Source organism: Microbacterium sp. zg.Y909, from assembly GCF_024626565.1.
Map to the genome: position 1 here is coordinate 1 of NZ_JANJFJ010000109.1, position 12,648 is coordinate 12,648.

Genomic DNA, 12,648 nt, shown 5'->3' on the forward strand with positions numbered 1-12,648 from the left:
CATCGACGGGGCGTCGCTGGGCGACACGCTCGACCGCGCCGGCTATCTCGCCCTCACCGGCGGCGACGCATGACCGGCGCCTTCGCCGCCCGCCACATCGGCACCGACGCCGCTGCCGCTCGCCAGATGCTCGACGTGCTGGGCTACGACAGCGTCGACGCCCTGCTCGAGCGCGCCGTGCCGGCGTCGATCCAGGTGCAGCCACGCCCGACGAGCGACATCCCGCCGGCGGCCACCGAGCACGACGCGCTTGCGGAGCTGCGGGAGTTCGCGGCATCCAACCGGCCGGCGAAGGCCATGATCGGCTTGGGCTACTACGACACGCACACCCCCGCGGTGATCCAGCGGAACGTCTTCGAGAACCCGTCCTGGTACACCGCGTACACGCCGTACCAGCCGGAGATCTCGCAGGGTCGGCTGGAAGCGCTCATCAACTTCCAGACGATGGTGACCGACCTCACCGGGCTCGCGACGGCCAACGCATCGATGCTCGATGAGGCCACCGCTGTCGTGGAGGGCATGCTCGTGGCCCGGCGGGCCTCGAAGGGCGCGTCGAATGCGTTCCTCGTCGACACCGACGCGTTCCCGCAGACCAAGGCGCTGCTGCGGCACCGGGCCGAGGCACTCGGGATCGAACTCATCGAGACCGATTACGCCGGCGCTGTGCCGGAGGGGGTTTTCGGCGCGTTCATCCAGTACCCGGGGGCGACCGGTCGGGTGTGGGACCCCAGCGCGGCGATCGCCGCCGTGCAGGCGCAGGGTGGGCTCGTCGTCGTGGCGGCCGACCTGCTGGCGCTGACGCTGCTGCGCTCACCGGGCTCGCTCGGGGCGGACATCGCCGTGGGCACGACGCAGCGCTTCGGCGTGCCGATGGGCTTCGGCGGGCCCCACGCCGGATACATGGCGGTGCGTTCGGGCCTCGAGCGGCAGCTGCCCGGACGTCTGGTGGGGGTCTCGCAGGATGCCGCGGGGCACCCGGCCTACCGCCTGGCGCTGCAGACGCGCGAACAGCACATCCGACGCGAGAAGGCGACATCCAACATCTGCACCGCGCAGGTGCTGTTGGCGGTCATGGCATCCATGTACGCCGTCTACCACGGGCCCGAGGGGCTGCGCCGCATCGCGACCGACGTCGCGAAGAAGACGGAGGCGCTCGCGACGGAGCTGCGCGGATACGGGCTGACACTGGCATCCGACGCGGTGTTCGACACGCTGCGGGTGTTCGTGCCGGGCGATGCCGCACGGGTGATCGAGCGCGCGCGCAGCCGCGGGTACCAGCTCTTCTGGGCCGACGACGCGTCGGTCGGGGTATCGGTGGACGAGACGACCACGGCGTCCGACCTCGCCGCCGTCGCGTGGGCGTTCGGCGCCGTGGAGGAGCCCGGGGCGGGGCTGTCGTTCGCCGACGCCCAGCCGCTGGCGGCGGTCGACGGGGTCCTGCGGCGCGAGGACGAGTACCTGACCCATCCCGTCTTCACGAGTCACCACTCGGAGACGGCGATGATGCGCTACCTCAAGCAGCTCGCCGACCGCGACTATGCGCTGGACCGTGGCATGATCCCGCTCGGCTCCTGCACGATGAAGCTCAACGCCGCGACAGAGATGGCGGCGGTGTCGTGGCCGGAGTTCGCGAAGGTGCACCCGTTCGCGCCTGCCGACGATGTCGCCGGGTACCTCGCGATGATCGAGCAGCTGGAGTCGTGGCTGGCCGAGGTCACCGGGTACGACGCGGTGTCGCTGCAGCCCAACGCCGGCTCGCAGGGCGAGCTCGCAGGGCTTCTCGCGATCCGCGGCTACCACCGGGCGAACGGCGAGACCGAGCGCACCGTGTGCCTCATCCCGTCGTCGGCGCACGGCACCAACGCCGCCTCCGCGGTGCTGGCGGGCATGTCGGTCGTCGTGGTGGCGTGCGACGAGGCCGGCAACGTCGACCTCGGCGACCTGCGCGCGAAGATCGCCGCGCACGCCGATCGGCTGGCGGCGCTCATGATCACGTACCCCTCGACGCACGGGGTGTACGAGCACGACGTGCGGGAGATCACTCAGGCGGTGCACGACGCGGGCGGTCAGGTGTACGTCGACGGGGCGAACCTCAACGCGCTGCTGGGCTTCGCCCGCTTCGGCGACCTCGGCGGGGACGTGTCGCACCTGAACCTGCACAAGACATTCGCCATCCCGCACGGCGGCGGCGGGCCGGGCGTCGGACCGGTGGCGGCCAAGGCGCACCTCGCGCCCTATCTGCCGTCGCACCCGCTGTCGCAGCGCGCCGACCACGCCGGCGGCTTCGTCTTCGACGGCGGTCCGGTCTCGGCGGCGCCGTACGGGTCGGCCTCGATCCTGCCGATCTCGTGGGCGTACGTGCGGATGATGGGCGCCGAAGGCCTGCGCGAGGCGACGGGGGCCGCCGTGCTCGCGGCCAACTACATCGCCGCGCGGCTGCGCGAGCATTACCCGGTGCTGTACGCGGGCGAGGGCGGGCTCGTCGCGCACGAGTGCATCCTCGACCTGCGGCCGCTGCGGGAGGCCACCGGCATCACCGTCGACGACGTCGCCAAGCGCCTCATCGACTACGGCTTCCACGCCCCGACGATGTCGTTCCCGGTCGCGGGAACCTTGATGGTGGAGCCGACCGAATCCGAGGACCTCGGCGAGATCGAGCGGTTCATCGAGGCGATGGTCGCGATCCACGCCGAGGCGCACGCCGTCGCGGCGGGGGAGTGGCCGGCATCCGACAATCCGCTCGTGAACGCGCCGCACACCGCGCAGTCGGTCATCGCCGGGGACTGGTCGCACCCGTACTCGCGTGAGACCGCGGTGTATCCCGTGCCCGCCCAGGTGCGCACGAAGTACTGGCCGCCGGTGCGGCGCATCGACAACGCGTACGGCGACCGCAACCTCGTGTGCGCGTGCCCGCCCCCGGAGGCGTTCGCGTAACCGCGCCTCGCTCGCCCGCGCGCTGAGACGAATCCTGGCGGCCGAGACCCTGGGTGTCACCCGCGGTCTCGGCCGTCGGCATTCGTCTCACGGGTGGTGGCGGTGAGCGCGCGGCGGAGAGAGAAAAGGGCGGCGGTGTCTTCGGGGGCATCGGGGCGAAGGCCGGCGCCGATGAGGATGTCGCGCAGCGGTGCGGCAGGCACGACATCGTGCCACCCCCAGTGGGCGACGGTGCGCACGTGCCGACGCAGTCGTGCATCCCGCGCATGTTGGCGGGCGATGACGTCCTGTGCCGGACCGAACCGGCCGTCGTACTTCATTCCGCCGTCGCATTCGCCGGCGACCGACGCTGGTTCCCACACCATGTCGCTGCGGTCATGGCCGCCGTCGTTTGTTCGGAAGGAGACCTGGAGCGCGGGTTCGGGGAAGCCGAGCCATTCGACCACGGCGCGGCTCACGCTCTCGAGCGCGGTCTCCGCCAGCCGGTTCGCCCGGCTCAGCGCCCACCGCGCGACGGCGCGCCCGCGCTTGCTGATGCGCTGCTCGTTGCCCTCGCGCATGGCGGCGGCCTCCAGCGAGGGGTCGGCGCGCAGCGCGGCATCCGCCACGGAGAGTCCGATCGCCCCGTGCCGTGATCGGGCCAGATCGACGGCGGTGTCGAGGATGCCCGTGACGAGCAGCCCGCCGATCTCGAGGATCTCGCGTTCGCCCCGGTGGGTGTGCACGCGGATGCCGGATGCCAGGCGCGAGCGGCCGAGCGGATTCTGGAGCACGTGGACGACCATCGGGTCGCCGAACACCGGCAATCCCATGAGGGCAGCGGCGGACTCGTGGCTGAACACCGCGTCGGGGTAGCCGAGCGCCACCGCGTGGACGCGCGCGAGGTACCTGACCCAGGGAGCGAGGTCGCGCCAGGCTTCCGCCGGCACGTAGACACCGGGTCTGACGCGCGCGAGCTCGCCGCGGGCGACGGCGCGTTCAGGGTGGGGAACCTCCGCGGTGCGCAGGAGCGGGATCGGAGCCGGCTGCGGGCCGGCGAGCAGGATCGGCATCCGGCCACCCTGCCTGGGATGCGGCTGCGGCATGCGTCGGGACCATCGCCGCCGGGACAACTCCCGCGTTCCCGCCGCTGTGCAGGAGCCCCCGCCGACCCGCCCGGTCACCGTGAGACGAATGCGGGCGGACGAGACCGTGGGTGGCACCCGCCGTCTCGTCCGCGAGTATTCGTCTCAGCGACCGATGGCGCGCGTCAGCGCACGGGCGCGAAGACCGCGGGCCAGAGGGCGGCGGCCAGCGGGTAGCCGACGAACGACACCACGTCGAGGATCGTGTGGGCCACGACGAGTGGCATCACCCTGCCCCACCGGCGGTAGCACCAGCCGAAGACGACCCCCATCACGAAGTTGCCGACCATCCCGCCGACTCCCTGGTAGGCGTGGTACGCGCCGCGCAGCACAGCCGAAGACAGGATGATCGGCCACCAGCCCCAGCCCAGGCGGCGGAGCCGGTCGTACAACCACCCCAGCATGATGACTTCCTCGAGCAGCGCTGCGCGCACGGCGGCGAACAGCAGGATCGGGACCGTCCACCACGCGGCATCCAGGGGCGACGCGACGACCGCCACCGAGAACCCGAGCAGGCGGCCCACTGCGTAGAGTGCGAGCCCGGGGATGCCGATCACCGCCGTGACCAGCACGCCGCGTGCCAGGTCGCCGCCGAATCGGGTGAAGTCGAGCCCGATGCGGCGCAGGGCGTTCGTCCCCGGTTCCCACAGCAGGTAGACGACGAGGGCGACCAGAGCCAGGTCGAAGAAGATGTCGAGCAGCTGGTAGAGCGCATCCCACGCGGCCGCCGCATCGCGCGACGGGTTCAGCTGCGTCTGCTGCTGGCCCAGGGGGGTGGGGGAGAGCAGGCGCCGCACGAGCGTGAGCACCGAGTACAGCGCGGACTGGCCGAGCGTGATCGACAAGACGATCGCGATCTCCCACCACAGACGGATCCGGGTAGCGCCTTCCGCACTCGGTACGCGCGGACTGGGAGCGGTCACGCTGTCAGATTGCCACATCGGACGGGGATTTAGTAAAGAGCATGTAACGCTTTCGGCCAGATCCTGGTCAGGGATGCGCGGGCGCCATAGCGTGCCTCAACTCGTGTGCCACTGCCGCGCTCTGCGAGACCGTGACTCACAACATCCCTGCACAGGAGGAAACGTGGATCGCAACAAGAATGCCCTCGCCGGCCTGACGCTGCTGACGGCGGGCGCACTCGCCCTCGCCGGTTGCGCCGGAGGCGGCGGAGACGAGCCCGAGGAATCCGGTGACGCCGTTGCCACCGCGATCATCACCACCAACGGAAGCGAGCCGGAGAACCCGCTGATTCCCACCATGACCAACGAGGTCGGCGGTGGCATGATCCTCGACTCGGTCTTCGCCGGTCTGGTGTCGTACGAGGCCGACGGCACCGCCGTCAACGACATGGCCGAAGAGATCACGGTCGAAGACCCGCAGAACCTCACCGTCAAGCTCAAAGAGGGTCAGCTCTTCACGGACGGCGAAGAGGTCACCGCCGACAACTTCATCAACGCGTGGAACCAAGGCGCACTCGCGTCGAACAAGCATTACAACAGCTACTTCTTCGAGGACATCGAGGGATTCAGCTACGACGAGGACACGGAGTTGACCGGCCTCGAGATGGTCGACGACTACACCTTCACGATCGCGCTCAACAAGCCCGCGTCGGACTTCGCGCAGCGCCTGGGCTACTCCGCCTACTACCCGCTTCCGGATGTTGCGTTCGAAGACATGGAGGCGTTCGGCGAGAACCCGATCGGCAACGGCCCGTACATGCTCGACGGTGAGGGCGCGTGGCAGCACAACGTGCAGATCGACCTCGTGAAGAACGAAGACTACGACGGTGTGCGTCAGGCCCAGAACGGTGGCCTCACCATCACCTTCTACTCCTCGCAGGATGCCGCGTACGCCGACCTGCTCGGTGGCCAGGTCGACGTGATCGACGTGATTCCGCCGACGTCGCTGGCGACCTTCGAGTCCGACCTCGGCGAGGGTGCCGTCAACCAGCCGGCCGCCATCTTCCAGTCGTTCACGATCCCGGAGCGCCTCGCGCACTTCTCGGGTGAGGAAGGCCAGCTGCGCCGTCAGGCCATCTCGATGGCGATCAACCGCGACGAGATCACCGAGAAGATCTTCCAGGGCACCCGCACCCCCGCCAGCGACTTCACCTCGCCCGTCATCGACGGCTGGTCCGACTCGCTCGAGGGTGCCGAGGTGCTGGAGTACAACCCCGAGCGTGCCGCCGAGCTGTGGGCCGAGGCTGACGCCATCTCACCGTGGGACGGTTCCTTCCAGATCGGCTACAACGCCGACGGCGGCCACGACCAGTGGGTCGACGCGGTGTCGAATTCGCTCAAGAACAACCTCGGAATCGAAGCGTCGGGCGCTCCCTACCCGACCCTCGCCGAACTGCGCGAGCTGGTGAACAACGACGCCATCACCACCGCCTTCCGCACCGGCTGGCAGGCGGACTACCCGGGTCTGTACAACTTCCTGGGACCGCTCTACGCGACCAACGCCGGATCCAATGACGGTGACTACTCCAGCGCGGAGTTCGACGGGCTGCTGACGGCGGGCATCTCGACGACCGACACGGAGGAGGCGAACGCGCTCTTCTCCGAGGCTCAGAGCGTGCTGCTGCAGGACCTGCCGGTCATCCCGCTGTGGTACGCCAACGTGACCGGCGGCTTCGCCCCCACGGTGCAGAACGTGGAGTTCGGCTGGAACTCCGTACCGCTGTTCCACCTGATCACCAAGGCCGAATAGCCACCTGACGCGCGAGGCGGTGGCGGTCCGTCACCGCCTCGCGAGTCGTTCCGATTCCCAGGGAGAGCGGACGTGCTCGGTTACATCGTCAGACGAGTGCTGCAGGTGATCCCCGTATTCTTCGGGGCCACGCTGCTCATCTACTTCATGGTGTTCGCCATGCCCGGCGACGCCATCCTGGCGCTGTTCGGCGACCGCACGCCGAACCCGGCGCTGCTGGCGCAGATCCGCGAGGAATACCACCTCGACGATCCCTTCATCGTGCAGTACTTCTTCTACATCACCGGCGTCTTCCAGGGGGACTTCGGCGTGAGCTTCTCGGGTCAGCCGGTGAGCGAAGTGCTCGCCCGCACGTTCCCCGTGACGATCCGCCTGGCGGCGCTGGCCATCGCGATAGAGCTCGTGCTCGCGATCGTCATCGGCACGATCTCGGGGCTGCGCAAGGGGAGGATCTTCGACAACGCCTCGCTCGTGATCGCGCTCGTCTTCGTCGCCGTTCCCGTGTTCGTCCTCGCCTTCCTCGCGCAGTACTTCCTGGCCATCCAGCTCGGCTGGTTCCGGCCGACCGTCGGGGTGCAGAACGGCTGGATGGACCTGTGGCTGCCGGCCATCGTGCTCGGCCTCAGCCTCTACGCCACCAGCATGCGTCTGACCCGCGCATCGGTGATCGACACGCTCAACCAGGACTGGGTGCGCACCGCCTACAGCAAGGGCCTCTCGCGGCGTCGCGTCATCCCCGTGCACGTGCTGCGCAACTCGCTCATCCCCGTGGTCACGAACACGGCGACCAACTTCGGCGTGCTGCTGGTGGGCGCGACCGTCACCGAGGGCATCTTCAACGTTCCCGGCGTCGGGAACGTGCTCTTCGAGGCGGTCCGCCGCCAGGAAGGCCCCACCGTCGTCTCCTTCGTGACCGTGTTCGTCATCGTCTACGTCCTGGTCAACCTGGTCATCGACCTGTTGTACGGCCTGCTCGACCCGAGGATCCGCTATGCCCAGTGATCGCTTCCCCACGGCGCACTATGTCGCTCCCGTCAAGACCACCACGATCAACGTCGACGCCGTGCGCGTCGCGGCAAAGCCCAGCAACCTCTGGCGCGACGCCTGGCGCGACATCCGCCGCCGCCCCACCTTCTGGGTCACCGGAGTGCTCGTGCTCCTGGTCGTCCTCATGGCTGCGTGGCCCACGCTGTTCACGCCCGTCCCGCCCGACACCGAGTGCTTCCTCGCCAACAGCAACGGCGGTCCGAGCTCCGGCCACCCGCTGGGCTTCACCTTCCAAGGGTGCGACATCTGGTCCCGCATCGTGTGGGGCGCACGCACTTCGCTCCTCGTTGGCCTGCTCGCCACCCTGATCAGCACCGTCCTCGGGGTCGTCATGGGCGCGCTCGCCGGGTTCTACGGCGGATGGCTCGACTCGGTGCTTTCGCGCGTCGGAGACATCTTCTTCGCGATCCCGTACATCCTCGCGGCCATCGTCGTCATGAGCGTCTTCTCGCAGAACCGCACACCGCTCCTGCTCGCCTTCGCCATCGGCGGGTTCGCCTGGGCGTCGACGGCGCGCGTCATTCGCTCCGAGGTGCTGCGGGTGCGACAGGCGGACTTCGTGACCGCGTCGCGCGCGATCGGCCTCTCGCGGTTCCGCACCCTGCTCGCGCACGTGCTGCCCAACGCCCTGGCACCCGTCATCGTCGTGGCCACCATCACGCTGGGAACCGCGATCTCGGCCGAGGCGACCCTGTCGTTCCTGGGTGTCGGTCTCGGCAGCGGCACCATGTCGTGGGGGCTGGACATCAGCCAGGCGCAGTCCTCGCTGCGCGTCGCGCCCCTGGCGCTGATCTATCCGTCCATCGCGCTGACCGTGACGGTCCTTGCGTTCATCATCCTGGGCGAGCTCCTGCGAGACGCCCTGGACCCGAAAGCGAGGGCACGTCGATGATGCCGGCGAACCGCACGCCTCTGCTGTCCATCCGCGATCTGACCGTCGCATTCGACGCGGGAAAGACCTCCACCGAAGTCCTGCACGGGATCGATCTGGACATCCACCCCGGCGAGACCGTCGCCATTGTGGGGGAGTCCGGCTCGGGCAAGTCCACGACCGCCTCGGCGATCGTCGACCTGCTGCCGGGCACCGGCCACGTCACCGGCGGGTCCATCACGCTCGAAGGTCGCGATCTCACGACGCTCACGCCGCCGCAGGTGGAGCGCATCCGCGGCCGCGAGATCGGCTACGTGCCCCAGGACCCGATGTCCAACCTCAACCCGGTGTGGAGCATCGGCTTCCAGGTCAAGGAGGCCATCCGCGCCAACGGCATCGCCACCGGACGCAAAGAGGTCGAGCGGCGCGCCGTCGAGGTGCTGCAGCAGGCGGGACTGGCGGATGCCGAACGCCGGCTGCATCAGTTCCCGCACCAGTTCTCCGGAGGCATGCGCCAGCGGGCCCTCATCGGCATCGGCCTCGCCGCCGACCCGAAGCTGCTCATCGCCGACGAGCCGACCTCGGCCCTCGACGTCACCGTGCAGCGGGTCATCCTCGACCACATGGCGTCGCTCGCGGCGGAGAAGGGGACATCGGTGCTCCTCATCACGCACGACCTGGGGCTCGCCGCGGAGCGCGCCGACACGATCGTCGTGATGCACCAGGGCGCGATCGTCGAGTCCGGGCCCAGTCGCGAGATCCTCGAGAACCCGCAGCACCCGTACACCCAGCGCCTGGTCGCCGCCGCGCCGAGCCTGGCTTCCCAGCGCATCCAGGCCCGCGCCGAGGACCGCGGCATCCGGCACGAGGCGGATCTGGCCACCGGTGCGCCGGCGGTCGTGGTGCAGGGCCTGGTCAAGGAGTACAAGATCCGGCAGGGGGCGTTCCGCAGCGAGCGGTTCCGCGCCGTCGACGACGTCTCGTTCGAGATGCCGCGCGGCCGCACGTTGGCGCTGGTGGGTGAGTCCGGGTCGGGCAAATCCACGATCGCGAAGATGGTGCTCGACCTCGAGAAGCCGACGTCGGGCACCATCCTCATCGAGGACGAGAACATCGCCCGGCTCTCGGGGCGCAGGTCCTTCGCGCTGCGGCGACGCATGCAGCCGGTCTTCCAGGACCCGTACGGATCCCTCGATCCGCTGCGCAGCATCGGCGGCACGATCGCCGAGCCGCTGGACGTGCACCACGTCGGCGACGCGAGGTCCCGCCGCGCCCGGGTGGCCGAGCTGCTGGACCAGGTCTCGCTGCCGCAGGAGCTGGCATCCCGGTACCCGAACGAGCTCTCCGGAGGGCAGCGACAGCGTGTCGCCATCGCGCGCGCGCTGGCGCTGAAGCCCGACATCGTCGTGCTGGACGAAGCCGTGTCTGCGCTGGACGTGCTGGTGCAGGACCAGATCCTGCAGCTGCTGGCCGACCTGCAGTCCGAGCTCGGGCTGACCTACCTGTTCATCACGCACGACCTCGCGGTGGTGCGTGTGGTCGCCGACTTCGTCTGCGTCATGGAGCGCGGCAAGATCGTCGAACAGGGCACGGTCGACGAGATCTTCGCCAACCCCGCCGAGGAGTACACCCGGCGTCTGCTGGAAGCCATCCCCGGCGCGTCCATGACGCTCGGTGCCGGCGTCGTAGACACCGAGACATGAGTCAGGCCGCAGGCGCGGGTCGCCGCGTCTATCGGTCGGGCTCGGGGACGGTCGCCTTGGTCGCCGCGGGCGCTATGACGGTGTTCCTGCTGGGGGACGCCGTCCTGCGCGCCGGGTTCGGGCAGATGCTGGTGCTGGCACCGGGGATCCTGCTGGTGGACTGGATCATCTTCGCTGCGCTGTACGCCCCGACGGTGCACACCGATGCGCAGGGCATCACGGTGGTGAACCCCTTACGGCGCGCCGAGGTGCCCTGGGCGCAGGTGCGTGACATCACGACCCGATGGCAGTTGACGCTGCAGCTCGACGATGGCTCGAAGGTGGTCGCCTTCGGCGGACCAGCCCTCAGGCCACCCCGCCCACGGCGTGGGCGGGGTGCGGATGCCGAGCGGCACGTCCCCGCCTGCTCGGACGTGGAGCTCATCCGCCGTGATTGGGAGGCCGCCGTCGACCGTGGCCCCGCCACAGGGCAGGTGAAGCGGGGGTGGAACCTGCCCGTCGTGCTGTCCCTGGCCGGTGTGATCGCGTGGGCGCTGCTCGCCCTCATGGTCGGCGGGAGCCGCGCCTGAGCCCGTGTCCGGGTTAACGGTTTGTAACTATTTTCGGCCCGCGCCGATCGGCCAGGTGACGTTCACCTATAGTTTCGGTATTCGCAGCCCGAGCGATGTAGGTCAGTCGAAGCAGGCCGCGAGTGCCATTGCCCGCACCAATGTAGGAGACCAAATGCGTTCACGTCGAACCCTTATCGCCGGGGCCGCCATCGGCGTCACCGCCCTGGCGCTCACCGCCTGCGCACCGCCCAGTGACGACGGCAGCGGTGACACCAACGAGCCCACGGGGTCCGCGTCGATCGCCGTTTCCGTGGGACCGAACGACTTCATCAGCTACAACGGCTACACGCCCGAGACGTACAGCACGTACAACTCGGCGATCACGGACCAGATGAAGACCGGCTTCACGTACTTCGCTCCGGACGGCTCGATCGAGGACAACACCGACCTGGGCTCGTACGAGCTGGTGTCGGAGGACCCGCTGACGGTCGAGTACACCATCTCGGACGACGCCGTCTGGTCTGACGGCACCCCGATCACCGTCGCCGACGCCGTGCTGGCGTGGGGCGTGCAGAACACCAACCTCGCCGGCCCCGACGGCCCGCTGTTCAACTCGGTTTCTCAGGACATGGGCCAAGAGGTCCCCGCGGGCCCGCAGGGCGAGCTCGACGGCAAGGAGTTCACGGTCGAGTTCGCCGTGAAGAACCCGGACTGGAAGATCCAGACCTGGATGCTCGACCCCGCGCACATCGTCGCGGAGCAGGCCGGCATGGAGACCGAAGAGCTCGCCCAGGCGATCCTCGACGGCGACACCGCCGCCCTCGAGCCCGCCGCCGAGTTCTGGAACACCGGCTGGTTCACCAACCCCGGCGAGCTGCCCGACGAGGCGCTGATGCCCTCCTCGGGTCCGTACAAGCTCAGCTCGTGGGATGCCGGTCAGTCCGTCACCCTCGTGGCGAACGAGGAATACTACGGCGAGAAGCTCGCGCCGCAGAACGCCGAGATCGTCTTCCGCTTCGTCGGCCAGGACGCCATGGTCCAGGCCCTCGACAACGGTGACCTCGACGTCATCGCGCCGCAGCCGACCGTCGACACCCTCGCGCAGCTCGAAGAGCTCGGCGACGCGGTCAACATCCTGTCCGGCCCGTCGCTGACGTGGGAGCACCTCGACTTCAACTTCATCGAGGGCTCGCTGTTCGCCGACAACCTGGAGCTGCGTCAGGCCTTCGCCATGTGCGTGCCGCGCCAGCAGATCGTCGACAACCTGATCAAGCCGATCGACCCCGCGGCGGTCGTGCTCAACGCCCGCGAGGTGTTCCCCTTCCAGGACAGCTACGAAGAGGTCGTCGAGGCGTCCTACAACGGCGAGTACGACGAGCCGAACATCGAAGAGGCAGCGCGCATCGTCGCGGAGCAGGGTGCCCAGGGCGCTGAGGTCCGTATCGGATACTCCGCACCCAACCCGCGCCGCGCGGACCAGGTCGCTCTGATCAAGTCGTCGTGCGACCAGGCCGGCTTCAACATCGTCGACGCGGGCAACGAGGACTTCTTCCAGCCGGGCGGCACGCAGGAGCGCGGCGACTACGAGGTGGCGCTGTTCGCTTGGGCCGGCTCCGGCCAGATCGCCTCTGGCGAGAACATCTACGCCACGGGCAAGCCGCAGAACTACGGTGGCTACTCCAACCCCGAGGTCGACGCCGCTTGGG

Annotated in this window: 9 protein-coding genes; 7 read left to right on the forward strand and 2 right to left on the reverse strand. The window is 69.1% G+C overall.

The annotated features are described in order from the left end of the window. Positions 1-69: 69 nt before the first annotated feature. Positions 70-2,934 carry an aminomethyl-transferring glycine dehydrogenase gene (gene gcvP / locus NQ160_RS09980; RefSeq protein WP_257515091.1) on the forward strand — a complete coding sequence of 955 codons (2,865 nt, stop codon included), beginning with the start codon at positions 70-72 and terminating at the stop codon, positions 2,932-2,934. A gap of 56 nt (positions 2,935-2,990) precedes the next feature. Here the strand turns inward: gcvP and NQ160_RS09985 are convergent, their stop codons facing one another. Next, the gene (locus NQ160_RS09985; protein ID WP_257515092.1) at positions 2,991-3,986 is read right to left on the reverse strand and encodes a type IV toxin-antitoxin system AbiEi family antitoxin domain-containing protein; all 996 of its coding nucleotides are present in this window, start codon (positions 3,984-3,986) and stop codon (positions 2,991-2,993) included. Positions 3,987-4,183: 197 nt separating this feature from the next. Continuing rightward, the gene (locus tag NQ160_RS09990) at positions 4,184-4,999 is read right to left on the reverse strand and encodes a CPBP family intramembrane glutamic endopeptidase (protein ID WP_257515093.1); all 816 of its coding nucleotides are present in this window, start codon (positions 4,997-4,999) and stop codon (positions 4,184-4,186) included. 145 nt (positions 5,000-5,144) lie between these two features. On the opposite strand from NQ160_RS09990, the gene NQ160_RS09995 reads away from it, so the two are divergent. The 6 genes from NQ160_RS09995 to NQ160_RS10020 all read left to right on the forward strand — a co-directional run. Continuing rightward, entirely contained in the window at positions 5,145-6,770 is a 1,626-nt protein-coding gene (locus tag NQ160_RS09995) for a peptide ABC transporter substrate-binding protein (protein WP_257515094.1), read from the forward strand. Between the two features lie 72 nt (positions 6,771-6,842). Then, entirely contained in the window at positions 6,843-7,772 is a 930-nt protein-coding gene (locus NQ160_RS10000; RefSeq protein WP_257515095.1) for an ABC transporter permease, read from the forward strand. After that, a complete protein-coding gene (locus tag NQ160_RS10005; RefSeq protein WP_257515096.1) occupies positions 7,762-8,709 on the forward strand; it encodes an ABC transporter permease in 948 nt (315 codons plus the stop codon). Before NQ160_RS10000 ends, NQ160_RS10005 begins: the two co-directional genes overlap by 11 nt. Continuing rightward, complete coding sequence (locus tag NQ160_RS10010; RefSeq protein WP_257515097.1) at positions 8,706-10,391, forward strand: dipeptide ABC transporter ATP-binding protein; 1,686 nt, start codon at positions 8,706-8,708, stop codon at positions 10,389-10,391. Before NQ160_RS10005 ends, NQ160_RS10010 begins: the two co-directional genes overlap by 4 nt. Continuing rightward, a complete protein-coding gene (locus NQ160_RS10015) occupies positions 10,388-10,960 on the forward strand; it encodes a PH domain-containing protein (RefSeq protein WP_257515098.1) in 573 nt (190 codons plus the stop codon). Before NQ160_RS10010 ends, NQ160_RS10015 begins: the two co-directional genes overlap by 4 nt. 154 nt (positions 10,961-11,114) lie before the next feature. Next, on the forward strand, positions 11,115-12,648 hold a 1,534-nt coding region (locus NQ160_RS10020; protein WP_257515099.1), incomplete at its 3' end, for an ABC transporter substrate-binding protein.

Excerpts from the sequence above, each read along its gene's own strand:
- gcvP (WP_257515091.1), top strand. The coding sequence starts at position 70 with ATGACCGGCGCCTTCGCCGCCCGCCACATCGGCACCGACGCCGCTGCC.
- NQ160_RS09985 (WP_257515092.1), bottom strand. The coding sequence starts at position 3,986 with ATGCCGATCCTGCTCGCCGGCCCGCAGCCGGCTCCGATCCCGCTCCTG.
- NQ160_RS09990 (WP_257515093.1), bottom strand. The coding sequence starts at position 4,999 with ATGTGGCAATCTGACAGCGTGACCGCTCCCAGTCCGCGCGTACCGAGT.
- NQ160_RS10005 (WP_257515096.1), top strand. The coding sequence starts at position 7,762 with ATGCCCAGTGATCGCTTCCCCACGGCGCACTATGTCGCTCCCGTCAAG.
- NQ160_RS10010 (WP_257515097.1), top strand. The coding sequence starts at position 8,706 with ATGATGCCGGCGAACCGCACGCCTCTGCTGTCCATCCGCGATCTGACC.
- NQ160_RS10015 (WP_257515098.1), top strand. The coding sequence starts at position 10,388 with ATGAGTCAGGCCGCAGGCGCGGGTCGCCGCGTCTATCGGTCGGGCTCG.